The 24,879-nt window shown below is 59.0% G+C and carries 32 protein-coding genes and 1 tRNA gene; 13 read left to right on the top strand and 20 right to left on the bottom strand.

Going from position 1 to position 24,879, the window contains the following annotated elements; all coding sequences use genetic code 11:
* Positions 1 to 5: 5 nt before the first annotated feature.
* From INS80_RS13230 to INS80_RS13205, 6 genes are all read right to left on the bottom strand, one after another.
* Entirely contained in the window at positions 6 to 1,154 is a 1,149-nt protein-coding gene (locus tag INS80_RS13230) for a lytic transglycosylase domain-containing protein (protein ID WP_192966084.1), read from the bottom strand.
* Between the two features lie 143 nt (positions 1,155 to 1,297).
* Positions 1,298 to 3,664 carry a VirB4 family type IV secretion/conjugal transfer ATPase gene (locus tag INS80_RS13225; protein ID WP_192966083.1) on the bottom strand — a complete coding sequence of 789 codons (2,367 nt, stop codon included), beginning with the start codon at positions 3,662 to 3,664 and terminating at the stop codon, positions 1,298 to 1,300.
* Positions 3,654 to 3,932, bottom strand: a complete 279-nt coding sequence (locus INS80_RS13220; protein WP_058260733.1) for a VirB3 family type IV secretion system protein — start codon at positions 3,930 to 3,932, stop codon at positions 3,654 to 3,656. Before INS80_RS13220 ends, INS80_RS13225 begins: the two co-directional genes overlap by 11 nt.
* 7 nt (positions 3,933 to 3,939) lie before the next feature.
* Positions 3,940 to 4,230 carry a TrbC/VirB2 family protein gene (locus INS80_RS13215; RefSeq protein WP_058260734.1) on the bottom strand — a complete coding sequence of 97 codons (291 nt, stop codon included), beginning with the start codon at positions 4,228 to 4,230 and terminating at the stop codon, positions 3,940 to 3,942.
* Complete coding sequence (locus INS80_RS13210; RefSeq protein ID WP_192966082.1) at positions 4,230 to 4,808, bottom strand: lytic transglycosylase domain-containing protein; 579 nt, start codon at positions 4,806 to 4,808, stop codon at positions 4,230 to 4,232. Before INS80_RS13210 ends, INS80_RS13215 begins: the two co-directional genes overlap by 1 nt.
* 64 nt (positions 4,809 to 4,872) lie before the next feature.
* The gene (locus INS80_RS13205) at positions 4,873 to 5,190 is read right to left on the bottom strand and encodes a hypothetical protein (RefSeq protein WP_226892621.1); all 318 of its coding nucleotides are present in this window, start codon (positions 5,188 to 5,190) and stop codon (positions 4,873 to 4,875) included.
* Positions 5,191 to 5,392: 202 nt separating this feature from the next.
* On the opposite strand from INS80_RS13205, the gene INS80_RS13200 reads away from it, so the two are divergent.
* Positions 5,393 to 5,650 carry a hypothetical protein gene (locus INS80_RS13200; RefSeq protein ID WP_082638140.1) on the top strand — a complete coding sequence of 86 codons (258 nt, stop codon included), beginning with the start codon at positions 5,393 to 5,395 and terminating at the stop codon, positions 5,648 to 5,650.
* Between the two features lie 193 nt (positions 5,651 to 5,843).
* Here the strand turns inward: INS80_RS13200 and INS80_RS13195 are convergent, their stop codons facing one another.
* From INS80_RS13195 to INS80_RS13175, 5 genes are read right to left on the bottom strand one after another with little or no spacing between them, the layout of a single operon-like run.
* Positions 5,844 to 6,206 (bottom strand): tautomerase family protein, encoded by a 363-nt coding sequence (locus tag INS80_RS13195; RefSeq protein WP_192966081.1) that lies wholly within the window; start codon positions 6,204 to 6,206, stop codon positions 5,844 to 5,846.
* A gap of 27 nt (positions 6,207 to 6,233) precedes the next feature.
* On the bottom strand, positions 6,234 to 6,914 hold the full coding sequence (locus tag INS80_RS13190) for a haloacid dehalogenase type II (protein WP_192966080.1): 681 nt from the start codon (positions 6,912 to 6,914) through the stop codon (positions 6,234 to 6,236).
* A 38-nt stretch (positions 6,915 to 6,952) separates the two neighbouring features.
* The gene (locus tag INS80_RS13185) at positions 6,953 to 8,194 is read right to left on the bottom strand and encodes an MFS transporter (protein ID WP_192966079.1); all 1,242 of its coding nucleotides are present in this window, start codon (positions 8,192 to 8,194) and stop codon (positions 6,953 to 6,955) included.
* Positions 8,187 to 8,777 carry a 2-hydroxychromene-2-carboxylate isomerase gene (locus INS80_RS13180; protein ID WP_192966078.1) on the bottom strand — a complete coding sequence of 197 codons (591 nt, stop codon included), beginning with the start codon at positions 8,775 to 8,777 and terminating at the stop codon, positions 8,187 to 8,189. The genes INS80_RS13185 and INS80_RS13180 overlap by 8 nt, the downstream gene beginning before the upstream one ends.
* A gap of 23 nt (positions 8,778 to 8,800) precedes the next feature.
* Positions 8,801 to 9,517 carry an SDR family NAD(P)-dependent oxidoreductase gene (locus INS80_RS13175; RefSeq protein ID WP_192966077.1) on the bottom strand — a complete coding sequence of 239 codons (717 nt, stop codon included), beginning with the start codon at positions 9,515 to 9,517 and terminating at the stop codon, positions 8,801 to 8,803.
* 99 nt (positions 9,518 to 9,616) lie between these two features.
* Here INS80_RS13175 and INS80_RS13170 point away from each other — a divergent pair, with 99 nt between their 5' ends.
* The gene (locus INS80_RS13170) at positions 9,617 to 10,483 is read left to right on the top strand and encodes a LysR family transcriptional regulator (protein WP_192966076.1); all 867 of its coding nucleotides are present in this window, start codon (positions 9,617 to 9,619) and stop codon (positions 10,481 to 10,483) included.
* 17 nt (positions 10,484 to 10,500) lie between these two features.
* Here INS80_RS13170 and INS80_RS13165 read toward each other — a convergent pair whose 3' ends face one another.
* Positions 10,501 to 11,085 (bottom strand): TetR/AcrR family transcriptional regulator, encoded by a 585-nt coding sequence (locus tag INS80_RS13165; RefSeq protein ID WP_192966075.1) that lies wholly within the window; start codon positions 11,083 to 11,085, stop codon positions 10,501 to 10,503.
* Between the two features lie 239 nt (positions 11,086 to 11,324).
* On the opposite strand from INS80_RS13165, the gene INS80_RS13160 reads away from it, so the two are divergent.
* The 9 genes from INS80_RS13160 (at position 11,325) to INS80_RS13120 (ending at position 17,210) form a co-directional block, all read left to right on the top strand.
* Entirely contained in the window at positions 11,325 to 11,960 is a 636-nt protein-coding gene (locus INS80_RS13160; protein WP_192966074.1) for a carboxymuconolactone decarboxylase family protein, read from the top strand.
* A 63-nt stretch (positions 11,961 to 12,023) separates the two neighbouring features.
* Positions 12,024 to 12,554, top strand: a complete 531-nt coding sequence (locus tag INS80_RS13155) for a hypothetical protein (protein ID WP_192966073.1) — start codon at positions 12,024 to 12,026, stop codon at positions 12,552 to 12,554.
* Positions 12,555 to 12,641: 87 nt separating this feature from the next.
* Positions 12,642 to 13,124, top strand: a complete 483-nt coding sequence (locus tag INS80_RS13150) for a DUF2798 domain-containing protein (protein WP_192966072.1) — start codon at positions 12,642 to 12,644, stop codon at positions 13,122 to 13,124.
* A gap of 96 nt (positions 13,125 to 13,220) precedes the next feature.
* Positions 13,221 to 14,021, top strand: coding sequence for an SDR family NAD(P)-dependent oxidoreductase (locus tag INS80_RS13145; protein WP_192966071.1), 801 nt, complete (start codon positions 13,221 to 13,223; stop codon positions 14,019 to 14,021).
* Positions 14,022 to 14,041: 20 nt separating this feature from the next.
* On the top strand, positions 14,042 to 14,593 hold the full coding sequence (locus tag INS80_RS13140; RefSeq protein WP_192966070.1) for an NnrU family protein: 552 nt from the start codon (positions 14,042 to 14,044) through the stop codon (positions 14,591 to 14,593).
* Between the two features lie 36 nt (positions 14,594 to 14,629).
* Positions 14,630 to 15,199 (top strand): carboxymuconolactone decarboxylase family protein, encoded by a 570-nt coding sequence (locus tag INS80_RS13135; RefSeq protein WP_192966069.1) that lies wholly within the window; start codon positions 14,630 to 14,632, stop codon positions 15,197 to 15,199.
* Between the two features lie 53 nt (positions 15,200 to 15,252).
* Positions 15,253 to 15,945, top strand: a complete 693-nt coding sequence (locus tag INS80_RS13130; RefSeq protein ID WP_192966068.1) for a hypothetical protein — start codon at positions 15,253 to 15,255, stop codon at positions 15,943 to 15,945.
* The gene (locus INS80_RS13125) at positions 15,942 to 16,604 is read left to right on the top strand and encodes a DsbA family oxidoreductase (protein WP_192966067.1); all 663 of its coding nucleotides are present in this window, start codon (positions 15,942 to 15,944) and stop codon (positions 16,602 to 16,604) included. Before INS80_RS13130 ends, INS80_RS13125 begins: the two co-directional genes overlap by 4 nt.
* 3 nt (positions 16,605 to 16,607) lie before the next feature.
* On the top strand, positions 16,608 to 17,210 hold the full coding sequence (locus INS80_RS13120; RefSeq protein WP_192966066.1) for a TetR/AcrR family transcriptional regulator: 603 nt from the start codon (positions 16,608 to 16,610) through the stop codon (positions 17,208 to 17,210).
* A 217-nt stretch (positions 17,211 to 17,427) separates the two neighbouring features.
* Here INS80_RS13120 and INS80_RS13115 read toward each other — a convergent pair whose 3' ends face one another.
* Together INS80_RS13115 and INS80_RS13110 are read right to left on the bottom strand one after the other, a co-directional pair.
* Positions 17,428 to 17,628, bottom strand: coding sequence for a hypothetical protein (locus INS80_RS13115; RefSeq protein WP_058260737.1), 201 nt, complete (start codon positions 17,626 to 17,628; stop codon positions 17,428 to 17,430).
* A 2-nt stretch (positions 17,629 to 17,630) separates the two neighbouring features.
* Positions 17,631 to 17,843, bottom strand: a complete 213-nt coding sequence (locus tag INS80_RS13110; protein WP_192966065.1) for a helix-turn-helix domain-containing protein — start codon at positions 17,841 to 17,843, stop codon at positions 17,631 to 17,633.
* Between the two features lie 383 nt (positions 17,844 to 18,226).
* Between INS80_RS13110 and INS80_RS19340 the strand changes: the two genes are divergently transcribed.
* On the top strand, positions 18,227 to 18,643 hold the full coding sequence (locus INS80_RS19340; protein ID WP_226892620.1) for a hypothetical protein: 417 nt from the start codon (positions 18,227 to 18,229) through the stop codon (positions 18,641 to 18,643).
* Between the two features lie 2 nt (positions 18,644 to 18,645).
* On the opposite strand, the gene INS80_RS13100 is transcribed toward INS80_RS19340, so the two are convergent.
* Positions 18,646 to 18,951: a hypothetical protein gene (locus tag INS80_RS13100; protein ID WP_050673817.1), complete on the bottom strand. Its 306-nt coding sequence runs from the start codon at positions 18,949 to 18,951 to the stop codon at positions 18,646 to 18,648.
* Between the two features lie 642 nt (positions 18,952 to 19,593).
* Between INS80_RS13100 and INS80_RS13095 the strand changes: the two genes are divergently transcribed.
* Positions 19,594 to 20,499 carry a tyrosine-type recombinase/integrase gene (locus INS80_RS13095; RefSeq protein ID WP_369411406.1) on the top strand — a complete coding sequence of 302 codons (906 nt, stop codon included), beginning with the start codon at positions 19,594 to 19,596 and terminating at the stop codon, positions 20,497 to 20,499.
* Between the two features lie 62 nt (positions 20,500 to 20,561).
* Here INS80_RS13095 and INS80_RS13090 read toward each other — a convergent pair.
* The 5 genes from INS80_RS13090 to INS80_RS13070 all read right to left on the bottom strand — a co-directional run bounded on the left by INS80_RS13090 (position 20,562) and on the right by INS80_RS13070 (position 24,878).
* Positions 20,562 to 20,635 (bottom strand) — tRNA-Cys (locus INS80_RS13090).
* 128 nt (positions 20,636 to 20,763) lie between these two features.
* Positions 20,764 to 22,377, bottom strand: a complete 1,614-nt coding sequence (locus INS80_RS13085; protein ID WP_192966063.1) for an AMP-binding protein — start codon at positions 22,375 to 22,377, stop codon at positions 20,764 to 20,766.
* A gap of 2 nt (positions 22,378 to 22,379) precedes the next feature.
* Complete coding sequence (locus tag INS80_RS13080; RefSeq protein WP_192966062.1) at positions 22,380 to 23,540, bottom strand: acyl-CoA dehydrogenase family protein; 1,161 nt, start codon at positions 23,538 to 23,540, stop codon at positions 22,380 to 22,382.
* A gap of 82 nt (positions 23,541 to 23,622) precedes the next feature.
* Entirely contained in the window at positions 23,623 to 24,426 is an 804-nt protein-coding gene (locus INS80_RS13075) for an enoyl-CoA hydratase family protein (RefSeq protein ID WP_192966061.1), read from the bottom strand.
* Positions 24,426 to 24,878, bottom strand: a complete 453-nt coding sequence (locus INS80_RS13070; protein ID WP_192966060.1) for a MarR family winged helix-turn-helix transcriptional regulator — start codon at positions 24,876 to 24,878, stop codon at positions 24,426 to 24,428. Before INS80_RS13070 ends, INS80_RS13075 begins: the two co-directional genes overlap by 1 nt.
* Position 24,879 lies beyond the last annotated feature (1 nt).

Below are 24,879 nucleotides of genomic sequence, written 5' to 3'. Positions count from 1 at the left end.
GCGGATCATCGGAATGCCTCCAGATCGAATTGCATGAAGTCTTGTTCGCGGGCCTGCGCGGCCGCCATGGCCAGCTCAGTCGCGCTAAGCGGGCGGGTATGGGCGGCTTTGAGGCGCGTGCGGATCGCGATCAGGCGAGCGAGCTCGGCCCGCGCATAGGTGTTGAGCGACATGGCCGCGTGAATGTCATCTGTCTCACCAATGCGGGTGATGATGTTCTGCACGCGCAGCGCGGCTGCTTGCACTGAGACCAAGGAGTAGTCGCCATAGATCCCTGCGCCGAACGAGGTCAGGCTCATGGTGGAATCGGCGAGCAGAACTGAGTCGATGGTGCCAAGCGCATCAACGCCGCCGACGCGGGCAAGGTAGAGATTGTAGCGCTCGGGGATCACCTGAACGTAGTGCTGGGTTTCGGCAAACGGCGGCACGCCGCCGTAGCGCTGCACATTGCCGGGACCGGCATTGTAGGCCGCGAGCCCGTGAATGATGTTGCCGTCAAACATGGCAAGCATCTGCGCCAGATAACGCGCGCCACCGATGACCTGGATGTAGGGGTTTTCATAGTAGGCCGGGTAAATCCCGAGATCCTGCGCTGTGCCGGGCATGATCTGGGTCAGGCCGAATGCGCCGACCGGGGACCGTGCGCCGATTGTGAAGCGGCTTTCTTGCCAGATCAGCGCCTGCAACAGGCAACGCCATTGCTTGGGCGAGAGACCCGCCGCGCGCACGCCAGACATGTGGTGCGTTTCCTGAGCCGCGCGAATGATCAGCTCTTCAATCGATCCCGAGGCATCGCCGAACATCTGGGCTGCGCCTGGGTTTGGGTCGACCGAACCATAGAGCGTGTCTGCAGCGCTCTCAGGCGATGAACCAGCTTCCAGGCTTGCGACCAGTGCGCCTGAGTTCCCGCTGGCAAGCGTCGAGGCATCGAGAATGTCTTCTAGCGCTTGAAGTTGTTCATGTTCGAGCTCTTCGAGCTCTTCTTCTTTGGTCAGCCGATCTCGCTGCAGAGCCAGATCTTGTTCGCCCTGCTGCAGCACGCGCTCGCGCTGCAAGAACATGCCCGCATCAAAGGTCGGCACGCCTTGGGCATAGGCAAATGGCGCGGCGAGCGACACCAAGCCTGCAAAGATATGCAGGCAATGCTTACTCACCGAGACCACCAATCGGTCCGAGCAGCTCGAAATTGCAGTTACTGCGGCTGACTTCGGCAAACGAATTGAAGCATTTTGCTTCCGACGGCCGGTATTCCGCGCAGGCTGTCAGAGTCAAAAGGGTGAGGGTAAGCACGCAAAGTCTACGCATCAATCGTTCTCCAAAAATCGAGGTTCTGGCGGTAATCCGCGCCGACCAGCGCTTCGCCTTTTTCCATGCCGCCAAGGATCGTGAGGTAAGGGCCAAGGGCGCTGAGATCAGCGTCAATCACCACCGAGCCTTGATCATCGCGCACCAGCGCCAGACGGGAGTTGCTGCCGGTGCCGAGCAATACGCTGAGCTCTTTTTCAGCGAGGCCCAACATGGTGTAATCACCGGCCGAGGCGCGGATGTTGGGCAGTAGGAGCTGCGTCGGCACGGCCTCGACAATCGTCTTGCCGGTGCGGGTTTTTTCAAGCTGGCTTGCGTATTGGGTCATCATCACGACAACCGCGTTCTGTTTGCGCGCCGTGACCAGCCAGTTGCTCAGCCGGTCCGCAAAATACGGGTTGTCGAGTGCTTTCCAGGCCTCATCGATGATGATCAACGTCGGCTTGCGGTCCTCGATTACACGCTCCACCCGCCGAAACAGATAGGACAGGACCGCCATGCGTTCTTTCTCGCTTTCACTGTCGAGAATGCCGGTAAGGTCGAACCCGACGACATCACCATCGAGCGAAAAAGTATCCTCAGAGCTTTGCCCGAAAATCCAACCGTAGCGGCCGTCTGCGGTCCATTCCTGGATCCGCTCGAACAGATCCCCTTCATCCGCCCCGGCCACAAAGAGGGAGGCCAAATCCTGCCAGTTGCGCAGCGTGGCATCGCTGGCTCCGGCGTTCTGGCGCACCACTTCTTGGATGCGATTAATTTGAACTGGGCTCAGGGGCTTGTCGGAGCGATGCAAAAGGGTGGCCAACCAATCGGAGAGCCAGGCTTGCCCGCGCCCGTCGATTTCTGTGCGCAGTGGGTTGAGGCCAGTGGCTTCACCTGCCTTGATGGCGCTGTAGCGCCCGCCATTGGCGCGTACGGCCATTTCCATGCCAGCGCGATAGTCGAAGACAAACACGCGTGCGTCGCAGCGCCGGGCTTGGGTCATGAGGAAGGCTGACAACACCGACTTGCCGGAGCCAGGACGACCGAGGATCAAGGTGTGCCCACCGGTCGGCTCTTTGTCCGGCTGACCTGTCTCATGGTAGTTGAACAGGAAGCCCGAACGCTCCGGCGTCGGGAAGAGAGTGATCGGCTTGCCCCAAGGCACTTTGTGTCCGGGTTTGCCCAGTTGACCGCGATGCAGCGCTGCGAGATCAGCAAAATTCGTGTTGGTGATGGCGGCCTTGCGGCTGCGCATCTGCCCATTGCCCGGATGCTGCGCGACATAATGCGTCCGAGTTGCAAAGCTCTCATTGACAAGATTGACGCCTTCACTGGCCGCGATGTTGCGTACCTCGGAAGCGATGGCTTCCAGCTTTTCCTCGGTCTCGGCGAAAACCGTCACCGTCATGTGATGGTCGCCAAAACTGAGGCGCTTGGATTCCAGATCGTCCAGCGCGTCTACCAGTTCTTCGGCGAGTGAAATCGCGCCGTCATCGCTGGCCTTCATTAGGCGCTGTTGGCGCTTGATCCGGCTGGCCATGATGTTGCTGTTGATCGGCGTGAAGGAGTGTGTGACCACCATGTCGACGGGCAGGTTCAGCTCATCGAACATGGTGCAGTTGGTTTTGGCCGGATAGGTCTTGATCGCAAAGCTGGTGCCAAACCGCTTTCCCGCTGTCCCGTCGTCGAGCGCAAAGCCGCGCCCCTGAAACGTGACACGCGTATTGGCCACATCATCGGCAATGACGCCAAAGCGGGAATTCGCGAAGAGCGGTCGCTCTTGGCCAATATTGAGTGCCCCGAGGAACCCGAGTAATTCGCCGCTTTCAGCTCCAAGAAGGCGCGGGCTCATCTCTGCGAAAGACGAGAGCAGAAAACCGACGACCTCCTCGAGCTTGCGCAGCTGCTTGGCTGTCTGGTCTTTCAACTGTGCGATCGAGTCTGAACGCTTCAGGCGCAGCCGCGCGCCCATGGGAGGGCGTTTCAGCACCGTGAGCGTGAGTGTCTTGTCCCGCAGACCCGCCTGCGCCATGGCCACCTGCCAGCGGGTGTCCAGCGCTTGCGCAAACCCTTCCTCGCGAACCGGTGGCAAAGCAGTCTCGATCGCTTTTGAAACCTTGTGCACGTAGAAACTGTACTCCGGCCCGATCTGCGCAATGATCGCTGCAAAAAGCGCGCGGATCTTCTCCAAGTGCGCGTCATCGCTGGTCATGCTGTTGACGCCATCAAGGCGGATGCACTGGAACAGGGCATTGCCGCGCGTGCGGATCGTCACGTCATTCACGAGGCTGACATAGGGCAGCATGCTGGCCATAGGGCGCTCTTTGCGCGCCCAGTCCGGTAGCGTCGCAAGATCATCCGAGGGGTTATGGAGCATAGCTGTCCCCCGAATGGATCTTGCGGTTCGGGGTGGGCGGCGTTTCCTGCAGGGTGGTGACCATCACCTCAAGAAAGGCAGGATCCCAATCGGCCGCTTTCCAAAGTGCGGGATAGGCCAGAGCGGCGATGATGATCACCGGCCAGCTTTGGACCCAAAGAAACAGCAACACAAACCCGAAGAGCCAAACCATTGCATACATGATTGGTAAGCCGATGAGCTTTGGCGGCCGGATCAGGCCCAGGAAGAGGCGGGTTTGCGTTGCCATGCCGGATTTATGCGCCCCAGATGGCGGTCACGATGGTCGGCGCAGCTGCGATGCCTGCGATAGCGACCAGCACCCAAAGAGCCTGGCGGAAATCCAGAATGCCAAAGAGCCAGGAGAGGAACACGCCAATCAGGGCCAGGGTGCCGATCACAATGCCCAAGGGGCCGGTGATCGTGTCGACAATGCCTTGAAGAAGGTTCTGCACCGGGGAGAGATCGATGCTCTGTGCAAGGGCCGGGTTGGCAATCATCAAACTGGCCAGAGCCAGCGACAGGATCGTGCGGAGTTGTGTGTGCATCAGGAGGCTCCAGTCAGTCGGTCACGCACGGCCATGACCCGGCGCACGTGATTTTGGGTTTCTCGGTAGGGAGGGATGCCGCCATAGCGCGTGACCGCGTCTGGTCCCGCGTTATAGGCAGCGAGCGCGAGTTCGGGCGTGCCGAACTGCGCCAGCATCATCAGAAGGTAGCGGGCTGAGCCGTCGAGGTTGGCCTGCCAGTCATGCGGATCCACGCCGAGCTGCGCGGCCGTCGCGTGCATCAGCTGTCCAAGGCCAATCGCGCCTGCGGAACTGCGCGCATTTGGGCGATAGGCGCTTTCGATCTCGATATTGGCTTGGAACAGCGCCTGCCATTCGGAAACGGAGAGGCCAGCACGGCGCAGCGCGGGGTGCCCGCCATAACGATGCGCCGTGCTTTCAATGGCTGACAGGACTTCGGGGCGGGGAACGGCGCGGGCGGGTGCAGGAGGCGGAGCTTCAGGCTCAGGCACTGCAAAAACGATCAGCTCTGGCGGGTTTTCACCAATCCCGTCGACATAGCTTTGCGCAAAACCTGATTGGGGGGATTTGGTCTCCAGCTGGCCATCGGCTCGCATGGAAAGCACGAAGCCTTCGGAATAGGCCGGGGCAGCTAGGAATGCTGCGAAGACGGCAAGTGGCTTAGCCCGCGTCGTCCAACTTGTGAGAGGCGATCTTGCCTTCGAACATGGGGATCGAGACGATCGAAACACCAAGCCCGGCGAGGAAGCTGGATAAGCCGTTGATTGTCTTAAACTCTCGGGCCGCCATGTTGTTACGCGCGGTGACGAGCAGGCGACGCGTCTCGCCATCTGGCGAGACGCAATGCACGGTCCAAACTCCGGACCACTGAGCACCTGTACGTTTGGGCGTAACCCGGCACACAACATCCGCCGAATGACCCTCGGCAAGTAGTGTGCGCAGCCCGTCTTCACTGACAACATTAGGGGCGTCTTGCATCAAATTCATAGGATCGAGCCTTGCAGAATTGTGCATTGGCCCGGCAGTCCCTCATGGACTACCGAACCGATACAATATTATAATCTTGCAATCAATAGGTGCAATTTGAGTTGTTGCGCCCTTCATGCGTTGAAACAAATTTACTGCAACGGAGTGGCTGAGCCAAGATAATATGGGGCTTTTGAAACAAACATGCGTGGCTATGGTCGTTCTGAGCTGGGGATCTGCCGCGATCGCGGGCAGTTGTTTGCCGCCTGCGCCGCCGTGGATGCCGACCGATGCCGATGACGTGCAGGCCTATGCGGATCTGTTGAAGCGCGATGCGGAGGCTTATTTTGCGGATGTCGAGAATTATTTCCGTTGCCTAGATCAGCAGAGGCGAGAGGTCTTCGAGCAAGCGCGCGTGGTCAGTGGAGACTATGCGCGCGTTCTGGAATTCCTGAACGACATGAGGAAATGATACCCGTCCTCAAGTAGAGAAAACTGCCGTTCAACAAAGCTGCCGCGAAGGTCGCCAACGCGGACAAAACGGCCGTTGCCCCCTCGAAACGAACGACCGCATTGCACGCTTTGCGACAGCAGCGAAAAACAGCAAGGGTGGAGAGCGGTCACTTGCTGCGAGCTGCACAAGTGGCCGCTTCCGGTGAATATGTTTACTGATCGGCGGGAACCCAATCTGGCAATGGCGTTCCCCCGGTGTAGTGGTTCTCGGCGGGGTTTTCCCGAAAGAGGACGTAGAGATCGACAGGGTCGGAATTCAGTTCTTTTTTCAGGATGTCCGCGATGGCATCGGTCAGAGCCTTCTTGCGACCCGCATCCCGGCCAGGGCGCAAATCGACGGTGACCAACGGCAGGCCATCTCCCAGAATGCCGAATGCCTCACGCACGGCGACGTAGTCGTACTTGATCTCCTTGGGGGCAAGCGTGTCGAGCACGGCCTGTTTTACGCCTTTGCGGATACGGGTTTTGGTGTCATAATCGGTGCCTTCGGGCACCTCGACGCGGATGACGGGCATGGAATTCTCCTTGGTTTGGGTTTTGTTTCAGGTATTCAGCTCGAGGGCGTAGTCCGCCACGTCCTGCAGAGACGCGCCGATGCGATGAGGCTCGACGCCGAGGCGTTCCAGGGGGAGGCCATATCGGTTGAGCCAGATGGTCCGGTATCCGAACCAGGTGGCGCCGCAGATGTCCCAGCAGTTGGAAGAGACAAACAGGATCTCTCCGGCGTCACAGTCAAAGGTATCTGGCCCCATCTGATAGGCTTCTGGTGCGGTCTTGAAGCGTTTGACCGTGTCGACGCTGAGCACATGGTCGAAAAACCCATCAAGGCCCGAGGCCTTCACAGCCTGATCCAGCATCCAGGGCGTTCCGTTCGACAGGATTGACAGAGCTATGCCCGCCTCCTTGAGGCGTTGGAGCTGTTCGGCGTTTTCCGGAAAGGCCGAGAGTTCGGCATATTGCCCCATCAGGCGGTCGCGCGCGTCCGGGGTCAAATCCTGCCCCAAGGCTTCGCAGGCATAGTCCAGGGCATCGCCCGTTACCTGCCAGAAGTCCGCATACTGGTCGCACATGTTGCGCAGGCGCGTGTACTCGATCTGCTTGTCGCGCCAGATGGTGGCGAGCTGGGCCCCTTTTCCGGGGAACAGATCTTCGGCCAGTGCACCGACGGAATAGACGTCGAACAAGGTGCCGTAGGCGTCGAAGGCGATGGCTTTGAGGGGCATGGGGTGGTCTCTTTCGTGTTGAATGTCGATAGGTCGGATCACCCGGACACCTGCGGTGGCCGCAATGCCCGGATCAGGAGAATGGTCAAAAGGGCGATGAGGCCTGCCGCGGCATAGCCGAGGGTGAAATCCCCCGTCAGGTCGGCCAGATAACCCGCAAGCAGCGGCCCGGCGGCCTGACCAGCCGAGAACACGAACACCAGAGCGGCAAGGGCGTTCGCGGCTCCTGCCGGGCCGAAATAATCCCCTGCAGAGGCGGACATGATCACCGGAATGCTCCAGGCGGCCAGGCCGAACAGCAGGATCGACAGGTAAAGGCCGGGCATCCACGCGCCGAAGCCGACCAGAAGATAGGCGGTTGCTAAAACCCCAAAGGCCAGTGCCATCCCGGCACGGCGGCCCAATCGGTCAGAGATTGATCCGAACAGGATGCCGGAAAACAGGCTGAGGAACCCGAACCCCGCCCAAAGGCGCCCGGCATCCTCGGGCGACATGCCATAGGTATCGACCATGCTGGTGACGATGAAGGTGACATAGGCCATGTAGGTCGCACCGTAGAGGGCAAAGATCAGCCCCATGTGGATCAGCATCCGAAGCTTGGTCCTCCGGCTCATTTCAACCCGGATGGCCGTGTGGTCTTCCATGGCGCGTCCAAAGGGATCGGCACCAATGTTTTCGGGGCGGTCACGCAACAGGGCAAAGGCCAGAACAGCAACGCCCGCCGATATGGCCGCGAACAACAGCCAGCCCAATTGCCATGTTTCGAACCCGGCCATGGGGGTGAGTTTCGGCACGACAAACCCGGAGATGATCACGCCCAATCCGGGGCCAGACATCAGGATACCCGCCGCAAGGCCTCGGTGAGAGGGGTGGAACCAATGCGATGCCAGGCTCATCACCGGCACGACCACGCCGCCGCTACCCACGCCGGTCAAAGCATAAAGTAGCCACAGAAGCAGGAAGTCCTGCCCAAGCGCGATCCCCAGCATGGTGACCGCGATGAGGACAAGGCTGGCGCTGGTTGTGACGCGGTTTCCAAACCGGCGCAGAACAACGGGCACCAGGGCAACTGCCACCAGATAGCCAATCAGATAGGCAAAGCCCAGCACGCCGCTCTGGCCGTAGTCCAGGCCCAGCGATGCCGACATAGACGGCAGGAGCATTCCGAACGCAAAACGCGCCAGCCCCAAACCGCAGAAAGTGGCCACACCGCCAGCGATTGCAACGATCCAAGCGTAGTGAAGCCTGCCCGGCCTGTTGGAGGTCATGGTATCAGCCATAGAGAGCCTCAACGTCGGCGAAACGGTCGCCGCCCCAGAAGGGTTCATCGTCGATCATGATGAAAGGAGAGCCGAAGACACCGCGCTCCAGCGCTGTTTCGGTCACCTCGCGCAGGCGGTCCTTGACCGCCTGATCTCCTGCACCTGCCAGCGCCTCGTCCCGGTCGAAGCCGAGGCTTTCGGCAGCATCCAACGCAACATTCGGATCGGCGGTATCGCATCCATCAATCCAGAAGGCCTTGTAGGCTGCTTCGACAAAGGCCCCCATCTTGTCAGGGTCCTGGCGTTCGATCCAATAGGCCAGACGTGAGGGCGGCACCGAACTGGCCGGGAAATTTGCAGGGCGCTGCATGCCCTCCACGCCGTCTATTTTGGCGCGTCTGAACACATCCTTGAAAACGTAGTCACTCTTCAGGGGATGAGCCAACGGAGCCCCACCGTGGGCCTTGTAGACCGCGCCGATCAGGAAGGGCCGCCAGTTCACATCACGCCCGATGGCTGCGGCGAGCGCCCCCACCTTGCGGCTGGCCAGATAGCCATAGGGCGATGCGAAGTCGAAATAGAAATCGAATGATTTTGTCATGGGTCTTTCCTTGTAGCCGGGGCTCACCAGGGTTCCTTGAAGGGCCTCAGGTCCATCTCGAAACTCCAGGCGGTCCGGGGTTGGGCGTGCAGCTGCCAATAGGCTTCGGCGATATCGTCTGGCTTCAGGATGCCGTCTTCACCACGGGCCTCGAACATCGCAGGGAACAGGTCTTTGGTGTTCGGGTTGTCGATCAGCCCGTCGATGATGACATGGGCCACATGCACCCCTTCCGGGCCAAGTTCGCGCGCCATGCTCTGGGCCAGCGCCCGCAAGGCGTGTTTGCCCCCAGCAAAGGCTGCGAACCCGGCATTGCCACGCAGCGAGGCCGAGGCGCCGGTGAACAGGATGGTGCCCTGACCACGCTCTTTCATCCGCCCCGCAACCTCTCGGCCCACCAGGAACCCGGCCAGCGCGCACATCTCCCAGACCTTGCGATACACTCGGGTCGTGGTCTCGGCTACGGGCATGCGGACATTGCCGCCGACGTTGAAGACACAAGCTGCGATGGGGCCTATATCTTCGGCTTCTGCGACCAACTGCTTGACCGCATCTTCATCCCGCGCATCAGAATGCACCCCAGTGGCTTGCCCGCCAGCAGCTTCGATCTCCGCAATCAGAGGCGACAAATCTCCACGACGGCGAGAGGCCACCACATGCAGACCTTCCCGCGCAAACCTGCGGGCAATCGCAGCGCCGAGATTGTCTCCGGCGCCAATGACAAGGGCGGTCTGGGTCATGGGGCGTGTCCTTTCGGTGGCCATGTCTCTTGACTACCCGACGCCCTTTCATTTAACAAATTAATAGTTTTGATCTCAGATATACATGATGTGTATGGCATGAACCTCAGACAGCTCGAACAATTCCTCGCCGTGGCTGAAACCGGCAGCTTCTCAAAAGGGGCTGCCCGGGCGCATGTGTCTCAACCCGCGCTGTCCACGGCCATCGGTAAGCTTGAGGATGATCTTGGGGTGCAGTTGTTCAACCGTCTGGCCCGGCAGGTCACCCTGACGTCAGAAGGCCATCGCCTGATGGCCAGCGCCAAGACCATCGTCGGTGAATGCGAGACTGTTCGTTCGGCCCTGAAACAGACCGCCGAGCGCGAGGTGCTGTCCATCGGCATCTGCGACACGATGGATCTACCCTCGCTGGCCGCCACGCTGGAGCAGTTCCGGCGCAACCATGGCTTTGTCCGCCTCAAGGTCTGGGAAGACAACAGTCAGACATTGATCAACCAGTTGGCCAACGGACGGCAAGATATCGTGTTCCTGGCCGACACAGGAGACGAAAATCTGCCGCCTTCCTGGGAAAAACACGTTCTGTCGACCGAGCACTATGTCATTGCCACGGCGCAAGACCACCGCCTCGCTGAGCAGAAATCGGCTCCACTCACCACGCTGCATGACCTCCCCTTCATCGCGCGCAGGCATTGCGAATACCGCAAGGTCTTCGGACAACTTCTGTCACAGCAGAACATCCGTCCCAAGGTAACCTATCGCACCTCGCAGGATCAGCGCGCCTTGGATCTTATCCGTGCGGGGTTGGGTGTCGGCCTCTTTCCGAAAAGCCTGGTCAGCGATGATCTGCATGTCCTTGAGGTCGAAGATCACGAACTGAAACGGAACCTGATCTGCTGCTGGAAGGAACCCCAGTCGGCAGGTGTCAGTGCATTCCTGGAATTTACCGAAATATCAGCCACGTCCTGAGATGTGCCCGGCACCCTTCAGTTCCCGACAAGGCGCAAGGCGTTGGCCTTGATCGACAGCATCTGGTTGCCGTCAAAAGCCCCGCGCGCCAGGACCCGGATACCGACGGTCAATGAAACCAGAGAGCGGGCAGCGTCCTCTGCTACGATGGTTTCGGGTATGCGCCCCTGATCCTTGCCGCGTTGCACAAGGGCCAGAAAAAACTCTTCGAGGTTGTCCAGCGCACCCCGGACGATTTCTTGCACGTCCTCATCATGGTTGGGCATCTCCAGCGCCGTGTTGATGATCAGGTTGCCCTTTTTCTCGAAATCGGTCAGCCCTTGCGCGACCACGCCGTCGAACACGGCCGCGATTGCGGCAATCGGGTCATCCAGCGCCGACAGCTGCGCCAACAGCGGCCCCTGGTTGTCGCGCACGAACTTGGTCAGGACCTCCTTGAACAGCTCTTTCTTGCTGCCGAAAGCGTTGTAGAGGCTGCCCTTGTTGATCCCCATCCCTTTGGTCAGATGGGTGATCGAAGTGGCTTCATACCCTTTCGCCATGAAGACGTCGGCGGCCCGCTCCAAAGCCTCATTGGTGTCGAATGCTTTTTCCCACGGCATGGAAGGATCTTTCGTCTACTGAGTCGCTCCAAACATAGGTTTTTATACCGATCATTCAACAAAATCCAAACGTGAAGCCCGAATCTGTTTGCATCTCTCGACCTTAAATCAAGTGAAATCAAAGGCTAACGCGATTCAGAACGTTCTCCGCAAAAACAGTCTTGAACGGTCGGTATAAACTACCATATAAGATTAAACCGAACGGTACAAACCCAAGCGCCGATGTTAGGAGCCACCCCATGACCAACTTCACCACCCACACCGTTGAAACTGCCCCCGAAGGCTCGAAGCCGATCCTTGAAATGGCGACCCAGAAATACGGCTACACGCCCAACCTGCTGGCCAACATGGCCGAGGCGCCGGCGATGATTGAGGCCTATGTGACCCTCAGCCAGATTTTCCAGAAAACGAAACTGTCCGAGACCGAGCGCCAGGTCATCCTGCTGACCATCAGCCGCCTGAACGAATGCACCTATTGCATGGCCGCCCACACGACCATCGCCCAGATGGCCAAGGTCGATATCGACGTGATCGAGGCCCTGCGCACCGGCAAGCCGCTGAAAGACCCCAAGCTCGAGGCGCTGCGCAGCTTTGCCACCGTCGTCAATGACACCCGCGGCTATCCGTCTGAGGCGCAGATCGAGGGCTTCCTGGCGGCGGGCTACACGCGCCAGACCATGCTGGAAGTAATCGTCGGGATCAGCCTCAAGGTTCTGTCGAACTACACCAATCACCTGGCGGGGACGGAACCCGATGAGGGATTCAAACCCAACGCCTGGTCGCCCGACATGAGCGACGAAGAGCACGATGCGCACCGCCAATACGCCATCCAGCACTACCTGTCCGTCGACTTCTGGCGCGGCCGGGCGGCGTAACGCACAGATTTCTGGCGTCCAATCCGAATTGGACGCCTCCCCCTTCATCACAGGAACCGTACAATGGAACAGATCATCCGCGAACTTGTCCTCATTGGCATCGTATTGGCCGTCACCCTGGGAGCATGGCTTGTCATCCGCCGTTCGGGGGGCACACCAACGCAAAACGCCGAGCGCGTGCTGTCGGGCGTGATGGGATCCTTCCTGCTACTGGGCGGTGTGGCCAAATTCTTCATGCCGTTCTCCAACATGTTCGCCCAGCAGATCGCGCTGAGCGAACTGCCCTTCCCGAAACTGTCAGCTTTTGCCGGGCAAGCCGGTGAAATCTCTGTCGGCCTTATCCTGTTGGGTTTCTTTATCCTGGGCCGCCGACTGCACGGACCGGTTGCAGATGCGGTTTTCTACCTGACCAACCTTGTGATCGTCGTGATCATGCTGGTGGCGGTCTATGTCCACCTGCGCCCGAATGTCCCGGCTGAGGTGCTGCCGTTCCAGTCCAAGCCGCCGGTTGTCACCCTGATCGTTATGGGACTGGCCATGTTGAACGCCTGGCTGCGCCGCCGCAACACCACATCGATCGCGGCCTGGGCCTGAAGCGCCAATCGCAGTCCGAAACCCGACACCTCCCAAACTGGCCGGGCTTTTGCCCGGCCTTCGTTTCCCAAACATGCGAGAACCAAAATGACCGACAGCACGTACACCACCGCACCCGGAACCAAACGTTCCACCCCGACCAAGATCGCCATCGCCCTTTCCGTCATGGCTCCGGTCGCGTCGATCCTGACCGGGGTCATGACATGGGCCAACACCGGGTTTGGCAACGCATTCCTTGCCGATTGGGGCATCTCGTTCCTGAAAGCCCTCTTTGTTCTGATGCCCTTTGCCCTGATCGTAATGGGCCTTCTGGCCCGGGTAATCGAGGCAGCCCTGCCGAAACTCTCGCCTCTGGGTCAAAACATTGTGCTTGGCGTCATCATGGCCTTTGTCATGCAATCCCTGATGGCGGTGATCACCGCCGGAACCACCGCCGGGTTTGGCGACACCCAAATCTTCGCGGGCCTCTGGTGGAACGCACTTGTGACATCCTTCCCTGTTGGCCTCGTTATGGCGCTGGTCATGACCACTCTGATCCGGCCACGTCTGATCGCCATTTTGCGCAGCTGATCTCACATTTGAGTGATTGCTCAATAATCATGTTGAGCAATCACTCAAGAAAATTTATTCATCCTCCAACGCCACACGAATAAAGGATTCGAAACGATGGCCACACCGTTCAAAGAAAAATACGGAGACTGGGCTCTGATCACCGGGGGAACCTCGGGCATTGGAGCCGAACTGGCCGACCAGGTCGCAGCCAAGGGGCTGAACGTGGTCGTCGTGGCCCGCAAGGAGGCCGAGTTGAAAGCCAAGGTTGCTGACCTGCAGTCCAGGCACGGTATTCAGGCCAAGTACATCGTGGCAGACTTGGCCACCGATGAAGGCATTGCAGCCGTCAAATCCGTGGACAAGGAAATCGGCCTGCTGATCCCTGGCGCGGGCATGGAGGTCAATGGCGCCTTCGAAAAGACAGATGCCGCGAAAGAGGCACAGTCCCTGCGTATCAATGTGCTGTCCACATTTGAACTGACCCACCACTTCAGCCGAAACATGGTCGCGCGCGGCAAAGGCGGCATCCTGTTGGTCTCGTCGATGGCGGGGCACGCAGCATTCCCTTATTTCGCCAACTACTCTGGCGCCAAGGGTTATGTCCTGAACCTGGGCGCAGCACTGCACGGTGAACTGGGGCCAAAGGGTGTTGACGTGTCCGTCCTTTCGCCCGGCCTGACGAATACGCCCATGGTTGCCGACAATGGCGTGGACTGGTCGAAAATGCCGCTCAAGGGCATGGAACCGGCTGACGTTGCGGCCGCAGGTCTGAACGCGCTTGGACGTCGTTTTGCCGTTGTGCCCGGCCGCCGAAACAGTCTGATGATCCGCATGATGGGTCTGACCCCGGCCAAACTCGCCATCCGCATGAGCGAGAAGATGGTCCGCATGGGCATCAATCCCGCCAAAATCTAACCCTCACTCGGAACATACCAATGAGCTGGATCCTTCTTATCTTTGGCATCGCCCTCTGGTGGGCCGCGCATCTGTTCAAACGCATCGCCCCCAACACCCGGGCCGCCCTGGGCACAACCGGGTGGCGGCTGGTGGCCGTCGCGGTACTGATCTCGGTCGCGCTGATGACCCTCGGCTTTCGCGCAACGCCATTCGTCCATGTCTGGAGCCCACCTGCCTACCTGACCCATGCAAACAACCTGCTGGTTCTGGTCGCGATCTTCTTCTTCACTCCGGCGGCCAAGCGCGGCGTGATTCTGAATGGGGTGCGTCATCCCATGCTGACCGGCTTCGCGCTCTGGGCTGTCGCCCATTTGCTGGTCAATGGCGACCTGGCTTCGATCCTGCTGTTCGGTGGCCTGCTGCTTTGGGTGCCGGTTTCCAAACTTGCAACCAATCGGGCCGAAGGCCCCTGGGTTGCCCGCCCTCGCGGCACCATCATCTGGGACGGCGCCTTCTTGCTGGCCAGCGTGATCGCCCTGTGGGTGGTCGGCCAGATCCACACCTGGCTGGGCTACAGCCCGTTCGGCTGACCCTGTCTCAACTCTCCATGAACGAAAGGAAATCCCATGGCTGACTTTACCATCCACACCATCGAAACCGCGCCCGAGGCTGGCAAGCCGCTGCTGGAAACCTCGCTGAAGAACAACGGCCGCATTCCCGGCCTGCACGGCACGATGGCCGACGCTCCGCCGCTTCTGGCTGCCTATAATTTTGCCCATCAGCAGTTCCTGGCCACCAGCCTGACGGATGAGGAAAAGACCGTGGTCTGGCAGGCCGTCAACGTCGAGCAGAACTGCCATTATTGCGTGCCCGCCCACACCGGCATCGCCAAGATGATGAAGGTCGACGACGCCATCACCGAAGCCCTGCGCAACGAAACTCCGCTGCCCACAGCCAAACTTGAAGCGCTGCGTGATTTCACCCTGCTGGTCGTCCGCAATCGCGGTTTCGTGGATGATGCCGACACCCAAGCCTTCCTCGACGCGGGCTTCGAGCCCCGCAACATCCTGGAAGTGATCCTGGGCGTGTCTCAGAAGGTGATGTCGAACTACACCAACCACTTTGCGCATACCCCGATCGATCAAGTGTTCCAGAAATTCGCTTGGGAAAAGAAAACCGCAGCCTCGGCTGAGTAACCACAATGTTGGGGCGGTGCATGCTGCCCCAACCGCTCACAGGAGACTTATGAATGTACACTGTTAATAAAGTGGGCGGAATTGCACTTGTACTCGGTGGGTTGCTGAACATTCTTCGTATGGCGCCGATTTACCTAAGCGAAGGCGTTACGATCTGGAACTTCCCGCCGCATGATCTTGCCGGGACTCTGATGGTGGCCGGCGGATCTGGTTGGATTCTGTCCCACATTATGGCGATTATCTCTGTACCACTCATGCTGGTTGGTGGTTTTGCTTTGCTGGAAGACTTGTCCGCCAAAGGGTATCGCGGTCTCGGATTTGCAACGCTTTCATTCCTTTCAGCCGGGTCTGTTCTATATCTCGTTGCCGCAGTAGCGGATGGGCTTGTGCTTCCGTATGCATCAGAGGCGTTCACCGAACAGCTTTCACAAGGTTCCGAAGCAGCTGCGCTAATAATTGAACTAATCCACTTGGCCGCGACCAACTATGGGGGCACAATGGCGATGTTTTTCATTTTGACTTCCGGGCTCATGGGCTTGACCCTTCTGCGGGCCTATGACCAAAGATTTATCGGGTACCTCGGGGTTGCGTTAGCTACTCTAGGGGTTGCCGGGTATATTTCCGGCACGTTGACTTTCAGTGTGTCAAAGAGCTTTTGGACTGTCGGCCCCTTGTTATTCTCGAGTTTTGCCTACCTGGCCGCAACTGGCTGGGTGCTTCATCTACAAAAACAGAAAGCGACATGAACAAGGCTGCAAAAAAACCAGATGTCCTCCGTATCGACATCGTCTCGGACGTCATGTGCCCTTGGTGCGTGATCGGATATCGTCAGTTAGCGCGGGCCTTGGAAGACACCGGTACAGCCCATGAGCTTCACTGGCACCCGTTTGAGCTGAACCCGCAGATGCCGCCCGAGGGGCAGAACCTGCGCGAACATATCATCGAAAAATACGGCTCCACGCCTGAGCAGTCAGAACAGTCGCGCCACCAGATGACTGCGATTGGCGAGGATCTGGGCTTCCCGTTCCGTTTTGCCGATGACATGCGGATGCACAACACGTTCAACGCGCATCAGTTGCTGCACTGGGCCCGCCAACAGGGGCGGGTGCATGACGTGAAACAGGCGCTGTTCGCGGCTCATTTCACCGACCAGCGCAACCTGTCCGAGATCTCTGTTCTGGCCGATGTCGCGAACGAGATCGGCCTGGATCGGGCTGAGGCCTTGGCCGTTCTGCAAGATCAGCGCCACGCGGAAGAGGTCCGCGCCCATGAAGCGTTCTGGCTCAAACAGGGTATTCAAGGTGTCCCCGCCGTGGTCTTTGACAGCCAACACCTTGTCACCGGCGCACAAGGGGTGGAAAACTACACCAACATCCTGAGCCAACTTGCCAAAATGAAGGACTGATCCATGGCCCGCACCGCCAGCTATGACCGGGACGCCGCCCTTGAGGCCGCCATGACCCTATTCTGGCGCAAGGGCTATCACGCGACGTCGCTGAAGGATCTTGAGGCTGCCCTGAAGCTGAAGCCGGGCAGCATCTATGCCGCCTTTGACAGCAAAGAGAACCTCTACCTGCTGTCGCTACAGCGGTATTTCGAACGTTCCCGCCAGGGGTTCCGCGATCACATGGCAAGGGCTGCATCCCCGCTTGCTGGGCTGGCCAGGCATTTTCGATCATACGCCGACCTCGCCCCGGAAGACGCCTCGCGTCAGGCATGCATGCTCACCAAGACGCTTGTGGATACAAAGACGACGGACCCGAAGATCGCTGAGGCGACTCAGATCTACCTCGACCAGATGCGGGAAGAATTTGCGACTGCCTTCACAGAGGCCCGTGAGGCGGGAGAGCTGCCATCAAATGCCGACCCGGATCGTCTTGCTCGGCGCTTTCAAGCAAACGTCACCGCCCTGCGGGTTGAACTGCACCGGGGATCGTTAAATAGCGCTATCCATGAACTGACGGAAGACATGGCTCAAGAGATCGAAAGTCTGCGCTCCAAGGGGCAGTGATCTACGTTTGACCATCGAGCTAGCCTGCTATAGCCGCTGAAACTAAGCAACTGGAAAGCTCGGTTACGTTTGTGGGAGGCATATACCGGACATTCATGAAGGGATTGCCCAATGATCGTTCCGGGCCGTCCGCGCGACTTTGCAAAGTCCGTTCTCTGCGCATTGTTGTCATTGGGGCATCTCGCAGCATCGATCAAAATTGGGCTCTTTCCGGCCGTTAGCTGCGTTTTCCACCAATGTCTGGTTCAGTGGTAAGCTCTGAGTTGTGTTGCGCTATAGGCTCGCCGTCATTGTGCAACGCAGCCTGCGTCTCGCCGTTGTCCCAGCGATACAGAAGGCCGATTTCTTCACCTGTTTTGATGCATGAAATACGGCCGATGGCTTCGGCCGTTGTGCGAACACTCGTAATTTCGGGCAATATCAGCCCCTCTTGTTTAATAACTCTTGTGGGTCGATTTCGAGAGCAAGTGCGATCCGCTCCAGAACATCGATTGATGCTGAATTTTTGGCGAGTTCGATCTCGCTGATATAGCTGCGATCTACATCCGCAGCCAAAGCTAGCTGTTCTTGGCTCAATCCTCTGGAATTTCTTAGATTCCGGACATTTAACCCTACTCGTTCCCGTACTTTCATGGCCTCTATTCGGCCAGATCACAAGAACCGCTCTACGGAATATATTCCACAAAACGCGCGCGAGCATCACAAACACTATGCTCGCATATGGTGTAAAGGTCGGGATTTCAGGTAGCTTAACAATAATGCAGTAATGTAGTCGAAAGGCATTTATTGATATGTGGTCCAGACTTATCAGAAATTGGAGCGCTGGAGCTGTCGTGGCTCTGCTCTCAGCTGTGGCTCCGCAGGCGGCTAAGGCCTATCAGGTTGACTGCGCCATTCTGCTTTGCCTGGCTGGTGGGTGGCCCGCGTCAGCAGAATGTGCCCATGCCCGTGCCGTGTTTATCCGTCGGATCACGCCCTGGCCGATTGAGCCGCCGTTGCAAATCTGGCGTTGTCCGATGGGTGTTTCTGAGCGTGTGCCTTTGCAAAGCACGGCCCCGAAAATCTGGGAGGCCAGCAACCAATCAGGTCAGCAGCTCGCACAAGTCATTCTGGCACAGGTAGTCGAAGGTGGTGCCGATATCGACATCAGTGGTCTGGAATTCGATTTCGTACGCTCGATTCGTGTCTGGGATGTTCGGCACTACAGCCATCGCGAACGCGGTCGCGACGATGATTGTTCTGAGAGTTACAACATGCGCCTCGGGACCTATGGCACGCAGGGCGAATTCGGCTGGCAAAGCACGACACCAGCGGCCGCCCCGCAATGGGTTCTGCCGTCACGGCGCTGTTCATCATCGAATTGGCGACGAGGAGTTGGCGTGGAATGGGAAGATCACGAGGGCAACCACGGATATGAGTGGGTGGCCTACTAGGGTTATTCGCCGATGTCTTTCATGCGTTCCGCGATATCGCCCGCAATGCGTTCATATAGCGCGGCTTGTTTGTCCCTTGGCGTCCCAGGCTTTGGGTTTCTTCGACGGATGCGTTTGGCGAGCCAGAACAGCATACGGGCCGCTGGATCGGATGTCGCATCCGGTTCTGCGGCCGGATACTTCTCCTCTAGGGCGACGACGATTTCCTGAGACAGGCTGCGCCGGTTCAGTGTGGCATGCGTTTCCAGACGCTTCTTGAGCGCGGCAGGAAGCAAGAGTTTGAATTGGACCAAGGCTTCTTCTTTCATGATTGCATGATGGACAATATTTGTCCTCAATGATATGGACATTTTATGTCCTTTTGTTGAGGTGTAAATATGAAGACAACCCAGTTCAAACTTAACCTTCCAGCGGACGTGAAAGCCTGGCTCGAAGAGGAGGCTGTGCGCAACTTACGCTCACAGGGCGCTCAGGTGGTGTCTTGTTTGCGGGCAGCCATGTCGCGGCAAGAAGCCGTGGGTGAGAGGGCTGAAAAATGAGCCCAAGCCATATTCAGCTGATTCCGACCCCAGAGCTTGCGCTTCTCTTCGGCTACAGTGAGCCGAGCGCGTCCTTCTATGACTTCTGCCGTAGGACGGGTATCGCTCCGGTGCCAGGGCGGCGCGGGTGGTATGACCCGAAACTCATTCGCGCGCGATTGGATGCTGTTCAGGGCATCAGCGCGGCAGAACGCGAGGCCACTTCGCAACCGAGCCTCGTTGCACAGCGGAGAGCGCGCCGTGCCCAGAAGTAACCTTCCCAAGGGCGTCCACCGTGTCCGGCGCAAAGTTGTGTCTGGTGTTCGCTACCATTTCTATGCCTGGCGGGGCGGCCCCAAATTTTGGGAGGGGACGGACCCGAACCCCAAAGAGCCCGAATTCTTCCATGCGTTTTCACAGTGCGGTACGCCCGTGAGCCCGGCTGAATATCTGACGACTCACTTGGTCGACGATTTTCTGTCCAGCGCGTCCTTGCCCAAGGCTGAGCGTTCAAAGGCTGATATCCGCAAATGGCTGGAGCTGTTTCGCGAAGAATTCGGTGCAGATCCTGTCGCGATGTTCGAAGAACGCGCCTCGCGGGGCGAGGTCAATAATTGGCGCAAGAAGTGGCTCCATTCGCCCAAGCAGCACGACATGGCGGGCACCCATGCGACACGCGTTCTGAATTGGGCGGTGGAAGAGGGAAAGCTGAAAGAGCATCACTGTCACAAGCTCAAGAAGCTCTACCAATCGAACCGGACTGAGATCATTTGGACGAGTGGCGACATAGCGCAGTTCAATAAGCACGCGCCGAAATGGGTGCAGAGGATCCTGACCGCAGGATGCGAAACCGGCTTGCGAGCGGCCGATCTGGTTCAGGTTAAAATGGACCAATTCGAAGACACGCCGCACGGCAAGCGCCTTCGCTTCAGGACCAGTAAGCGCGGCCAGATCGCATATATCCCGGCCACATCGGCACTTGAGAAACTGATCGCAGAGACGCCGGAGGGCCAAGATGTGCTGCTGGTATCAGAGCTTGGCAGGCCTTTGACGGCCCGTTGGGCATCGAACCAGATCACCAAGTGGCGGCGCGAAGCTCAGATCCCCCCTTGGATCGATGGCAGGGAGAAGACTCTGTCTGATACGCGCGGGACGGCGGCGACAAGATTGCTAAATGCCGATCTGTCTCTGCGCCAGATTGCGGTGCTGATGGGGTGGTCGGTTCGCTACGCGGCGCAGGTTATCGAGCATTATGCGCAGGTTAGCCCGGACGAAAGCGATGCGGTTCTGCGCAAGCTCAATCGAGCGAAATCACTGTCTCAAGACACAAAAATGTAAACGCCCCTGTAAACGCAGGGCCTCAAGCACGGCAAGGAGTGATGTAAGTGATTGTTTTTAAATGGAGGCGAGTACCGGAATCGAACCGGTGTACACGGATTTGCAATCCGCTGCGTCACCACTCCGCCAACTCGCCTTCTACCTTGCAACCAAGGACTTTGTGGTGTGGCGCAGGACGTACCGTGATTCATGACCAAGTACAAGTCCAAACATGCTCGGGTTTGCTTCGGTGCCTGCCCCATGAGAACAGGCACCGCCGATAATCTACGCCTTCAGGCGGAATCGCTGGATCTTGCCGGTTTCCGTCTTCGGCAACGCCTTGGTGAAGACCACGGAGCGCGGATACTTATATGGTGCGATGGCGGATTTCACATGATCCTGCAATAGCTTGACCAGCGCATCTGACGGTACATGGCCGGACGACAGAACCACATGCGCCTCGACGATCTGACCGCGGGCCTCATCCGCAGCGCCGATGACGGCGCATTCGGCCACCGCCTCATGCGCCAGCAGTGCAGCCTCCACCTCGGGGCCCGCAATATTGTAGCCCGATGAGATGATCATATCGTCGTTGCGGGCGGCGAAATGTAGGTAGCCTTCTTCGTCCATGACAAAACTGTCGACCGTTACATTCCAGCCGTCCTGCACGTATGTCGCCTGCCGGTCGTCCGCCATGTAGCGGCAGCCCGTTGGCCCCTTGACTGCAAGGCGGCCGATGTCCCCACGCGGCGCCTCATCGCCATCAGCGTCGAGCACGCGCACCTGATAGCCCGTGACAGGCTTGCCGGTGCAGGCCGGTTTGTGGTCGTCAAAGCGGTTGGAGATAAAGATATGCAACATCTCCGTGGCACCGATCCCATCAAGCATCGGCTTGCCGGTCTTTTCCATCCATTCGTCGTAAACCGGGGCAGGCAGGGTCTCCCCTGCTGATACGGCAGCCCGCAGGGAGGAAAGATCCGCCCCCTCTTCCATGGCGCGCAGCATAACGCGGTACGCCGTTGGTGCGGTAAAACAAACAGTCGCCTTATACTTCTCGATGATCTCGATGAGGTTCGGGGGCGATGCATTCTCCAGCAGGGTTGCCGTGGCGCCAAAGCGCAACGGGAAGATCGCAAGCCCCCCGAGGCCAAAGGTAAAGGCCAGGGGGGGCGAGCCAACAAACGTGTCCTCAGGCTGCACGTCCAGCACCTCGCGGGCGTAGCCATCGGCGATGATCAGAAGGTCCCGGTGAAAATGCATCGTCGCCTTGGGCGATCCCGTGGTGCCCGAGGTGAAGCCCAACAGCGCCACATCGTCGCGTCCGGTCTGCACTGCCTCATAGGTCACCGGTTTTTCAAGGGCCAGCCTATCCAGTTCGGCGTCGTGGTTCGAGGTGCCATCAAAGCCCACCACCGATGTCAGGAATTCAGATGTCTTGGCGCATGAGACCAGCTCATCCATCAGCCTGGTATCGCAGAGGGCATGGGTGATCTCAGCCTTGTCGATGATCGCAGAGAGTTCCCCCGCGCGCAGCATCGGCATGGTGTTGACCACGACCGCGCCTGCCTTGGTCGCAGCCAGCCAGCAGGCCACCATGGCCGGGTTATTGGCCGAGCGGATCAGCACCCGGTTGCCCGGTTTGACGCCCAAATCCTCGGTCAGCACATTTGCAAGGCGGTTTGTCCAGTCCGACAGTTCCTTGTAGGTGCGGCGGCGCCCATTGCCAATCAGCGCCGTGTGATCACCAAAGCCTTTGTCGACCATGGCGTCGGTCAGTTCTACCGCTGCATTCAAGTGCTCCGGGTAGTCAAACCCATCCAGCAGGAATTCGGGCCATTGCTCGATCGGCGGCAGGTTGTCCCGTGTGAAGGTATCGATATGCGCTGTCGGTCCCAGCATGATCAGTTCCCCCCCTGAAAGGCGCCAAGGGTCTGGCGCGCAATGACAACCCGCTGCACGTCTGACGCACCCTCATAGATGCGAAGCGCCCGGATATCGCGGTAGAGTTCCTCCACCTTCTGGCCGTGACGCACACCGTCGCCGCCATGAAGCTGCACCGCCTTGTCGATCACCTGCTGGGCCTGGTCGGTGGAGAACAGCTTGGCCATCGCCGCTTCGCGGGTCACGCGAGCCGCGCCAGAGTCTTTGGCCCAGGCGGCGCGGTAGACAAGCAGCGCGGCTGCATCGATATCCAGAGCCATGTCGGCGATATGCCCCTGCACCATCTGCAAATCGAACAATGGTGCGCCCTGCACATGTCGGCTGGTCACGCGCGCCAAAGCCTCGTCCAGCGCGCGGCGAGCAAAGCCAAGCGCAGCAGCAGCCACGGTCGAGCGAAAGACATCCAGCACCGACATGGCAATACGGAACCCCTGCCCCGGCGCGCCGATTATCGCGCTTTTCGGGATGCGGCAATCGGTGAAGCGCAGCGTGGCAAGCGGGTGCGGTGCGATCACCTGCTGGCGCTCCACCACCTCAAACCCCGGCAGACCTGCGGGAACAATAAAGGCCGACAGCCCCTTGGCGCCCGGCCCCTCTCCGGTGCGGGCAAAAAGCGTGTAAACGTCCGCAATCCCACCGTTAGAGATCCAGGTCTTTTCTCCATTCAGAACATAATCATCGCCATCAAGGGTCGCGGACATGGTAGAATTTGCCACATCCGAACCTGACTGCGGCTCTGTCAGGGCAAATGCGGAGATGGCCTGCCCCGATCGCGTCTGCGGCAGCCATTCTGCCTGCTGTGCAGGACTTCCAAACAAGGAAATCGCTCCAGTTCCAAGGCCTTGCATGGCAAAGGCAAAGTCGGCCAGCCCATCGTGGCGCGCCAAGGTCTCACGGATCAGGCAGAGGCTACGAACATCGAGCATTTCGCCTTCTGCCGCTCCGGAATACTGGGCCCAGCCGCCCTGCCCCAGCGCCGCAACCAGCGCCCGGCAGGCCGCATCCGTATCGGAATGATCGATCGCGCCAAGGCTCTCGCTCGCCCAGGCATCCAGATCCACCGCCAGTTGCCGGTGGCGGTCCTCGAAGAAGGGCCAGTTCAGAAATGTCCGGTCGGCCATGATTGCACTCCCTGTTGGCTGCCTTTTGCAGCTCTTTCGTCATGAAAACGCCCGCCAGGAAACCTTGGCGGGCGCCCCTGTCTCAGTCTCCTTCGAAGACCGGTTTTTCCTTGTTTACAAAGGCATGGTAGGCGCGCTCAAAGTCGGCGGTCTGCATGCAGATCGCCTGGGCCTGAGCCTCGGCCTCGATCGCTTGCTCGATCGACATCGACCATTCCTGCGCCAGCATGGTTTTGGTCATCATATGGCCAAAGTTCGGACCAGCCGCGATGCGCGTGGCCCAGGACCGCGCTTCCGCCTCCAGATCATCGGCAGGAACCAGTTTGTTGTGAAAGCCCCAAGCGGCCCCTTCTTCGGCGCTCATGGAGCGTCCCGTGTAGAGCAGCTCAGCCGCACGGCCCTGCCCGATGATGCGGGGCAGGATGGCGCAGGCGCCCATATCACAGCCAGCAAGACCGACACGGGTGAACAGAAAGGCTGTCTTCGCCTCTGGCGTTGCGATCCGAAGGTCCGAGGCCATGGCAATGATCGCACCCGCGCCAACGCAGATCCCGTCGATGGCAGCAATCACCGGCTTGCCACAGTTCACGATCGCCTTGACCAGATCGCCGGTCATGCGGGTGAAGGCGAGCAGTTCCTTCATGTTCATCTTGGTCAATGGGCCAATGATATCATGCACATCGCCGCCCGAACTGAAGTTGCCACCGTTGGATGCAAAGATCACCGCCTTGATGTCATCATCATAGTGAAGCGCCCGGAACCAGTCGCGCAGCTCGGCGTAGCTGTCAAAGGTCAGCGGGTTCTTGCGCTCAGGCCGGTCCAGCGAGACGGTCGCAATCCCATCCGCGACGCTGCACAGGAAATGTTTGGTATCGGTCGAAATCATCAGCTCTTTTCCTTGTTTTCCAGTCGGCGGGCGACAGCATCCAGCGCCTCGGACATTCCTTGGGCGGCATCGGGCGGCACATCCGCAAACATCTGATCGATCCAGCCCTCATGCGCGGCCGCCTGACGGGCGAATTCTTTTCGCCCCTGCTCGGTCATTCGTACGAGGCTTGCGCGGCGATCCCCGGGCACCGGCGCGCGCTGCACGTGCCCATCCTCAACCAGCCGCTCGACGATGCCGGTAACATTTCCGTTTGACACTTTCAGCACGCCCGACAGCTGGCTCATCTTGAGGCCCTCCTCATGCTGCACCAGTGCCGCCATCACATCAAAGCGCGGCAAAGTGGTCGCAAAATCGCGGCGCAGGTTCTCGCGGATCTCACTTTCCACGGCACGGGTTGCCTTCAGCACCCTGAGCCATAGCCGCAATCTGTCTTTTGAAGTCTCAGGCACC

Source organism: Phycobacter azelaicus (assembly GCF_014884385.1).
GTDB lineage: Bacteria > Pseudomonadota > Alphaproteobacteria > Rhodobacterales > Rhodobacteraceae > Phycobacter > Phycobacter azelaicus.
Note: the sequence above shows the minus strand (reverse complement) of the source record. Positions and strands in the feature narration are given on the sequence as shown.

Coding starts and splice junctions, on each gene's coding strand:
- INS80_RS13075 (WP_192966061.1), bottom strand. CDS start 24,426: ATGATTTCGACCGATACCAAACATTTCCTGTGCAGCGTCGCGGATGGG.
- INS80_RS13110 (WP_192966065.1), bottom strand. CDS start 17,843: ATGAAAGTACGGGAACGAGTAGGGTTAAATGTCCGGAATCTAAGAAAT.
- INS80_RS13220 (WP_058260733.1), bottom strand. CDS start 3,932: ATGGCAACGCAAACCCGCCTCTTCCTGGGCCTGATCCGGCCGCCAAAG.
- INS80_RS13225 (WP_192966083.1), bottom strand. CDS start 3,664: ATGCTCCATAACCCCTCGGATGATCTTGCGACGCTACCGGACTGGGCG.
- INS80_RS13200 (WP_082638140.1), top strand. CDS start 5,393: ATGGTCGTTCTGAGCTGGGGATCTGCCGCGATCGCGGGCAGTTGTTTG.
- INS80_RS13160 (WP_192966074.1), top strand. CDS start 11,325: ATGACCAACTTCACCACCCACACCGTTGAAACTGCCCCCGAAGGCTCG.
- INS80_RS13205 (WP_226892621.1), bottom strand. CDS start 5,190: ATGCAAGACGCCCCTAATGTTGTCAGTGAAGACGGGCTGCGCACACTA.
- INS80_RS13080 (WP_192966062.1), bottom strand. CDS start 23,540: ATGGCCGACCGGACATTTCTGAACTGGCCCTTCTTCGAGGACCGCCAC.
- INS80_RS13180 (WP_192966078.1), bottom strand. CDS start 8,777: ATGACAAAATCATTCGATTTCTATTTCGACTTCGCATCGCCCTATGGC.
- INS80_RS13120 (WP_192966066.1), top strand. CDS start 16,608: ATGGCCCGCACCGCCAGCTATGACCGGGACGCCGCCCTTGAGGCCGCC.
- INS80_RS13125 (WP_192966067.1), top strand. CDS start 15,942: ATGAACAAGGCTGCAAAAAAACCAGATGTCCTCCGTATCGACATCGTC.
- INS80_RS13085 (WP_192966063.1), bottom strand. CDS start 22,377: ATGCTGGGACCGACAGCGCATATCGATACCTTCACACGGGACAACCTG.
- INS80_RS13100 (WP_050673817.1), bottom strand. CDS start 18,951: ATGAAAGAAGAAGCCTTGGTCCAATTCAAACTCTTGCTTCCTGCCGCG.
- INS80_RS19340 (WP_226892620.1), top strand. CDS start 18,227: ATGGGTGTTTCTGAGCGTGTGCCTTTGCAAAGCACGGCCCCGAAAATC.
- INS80_RS13155 (WP_192966073.1), top strand. CDS start 12,024: ATGGAACAGATCATCCGCGAACTTGTCCTCATTGGCATCGTATTGGCC.
- INS80_RS13190 (WP_192966080.1), bottom strand. CDS start 6,914: ATGCCCCTCAAAGCCATCGCCTTCGACGCCTACGGCACCTTGTTCGAC.
- INS80_RS13130 (WP_192966068.1), top strand. CDS start 15,253: ATGTACACTGTTAATAAAGTGGGCGGAATTGCACTTGTACTCGGTGGG.
- INS80_RS13170 (WP_192966076.1), top strand. CDS start 9,617: ATGAACCTCAGACAGCTCGAACAATTCCTCGCCGTGGCTGAAACCGGC.
- INS80_RS13185 (WP_192966079.1), bottom strand. CDS start 8,194: ATGGCTGATACCATGACCTCCAACAGGCCGGGCAGGCTTCACTACGCT.
- INS80_RS13195 (WP_192966081.1), bottom strand. CDS start 6,206: ATGCCCGTCATCCGCGTCGAGGTGCCCGAAGGCACCGATTATGACACC.
- INS80_RS13210 (WP_192966082.1), bottom strand. CDS start 4,808: ATGCGAGCCGATGGCCAGCTGGAGACCAAATCCCCCCAATCAGGTTTT.
- INS80_RS13165 (WP_192966075.1), bottom strand. CDS start 11,085: ATGCCGTGGGAAAAAGCATTCGACACCAATGAGGCTTTGGAGCGGGCC.
- INS80_RS13140 (WP_192966070.1), top strand. CDS start 14,042: ATGAGCTGGATCCTTCTTATCTTTGGCATCGCCCTCTGGTGGGCCGCG.
- INS80_RS13145 (WP_192966071.1), top strand. CDS start 13,221: ATGGCCACACCGTTCAAAGAAAAATACGGAGACTGGGCTCTGATCACC.
- INS80_RS13175 (WP_192966077.1), bottom strand. CDS start 9,517: ATGACCCAGACCGCCCTTGTCATTGGCGCCGGAGACAATCTCGGCGCT.
- INS80_RS13150 (WP_192966072.1), top strand. CDS start 12,642: ATGACCGACAGCACGTACACCACCGCACCCGGAACCAAACGTTCCACC.
- INS80_RS13215 (WP_058260734.1), bottom strand. CDS start 4,230: ATGCACACACAACTCCGCACGATCCTGTCGCTGGCTCTGGCCAGTTTG.
- INS80_RS13135 (WP_192966069.1), top strand. CDS start 14,630: ATGGCTGACTTTACCATCCACACCATCGAAACCGCGCCCGAGGCTGGC.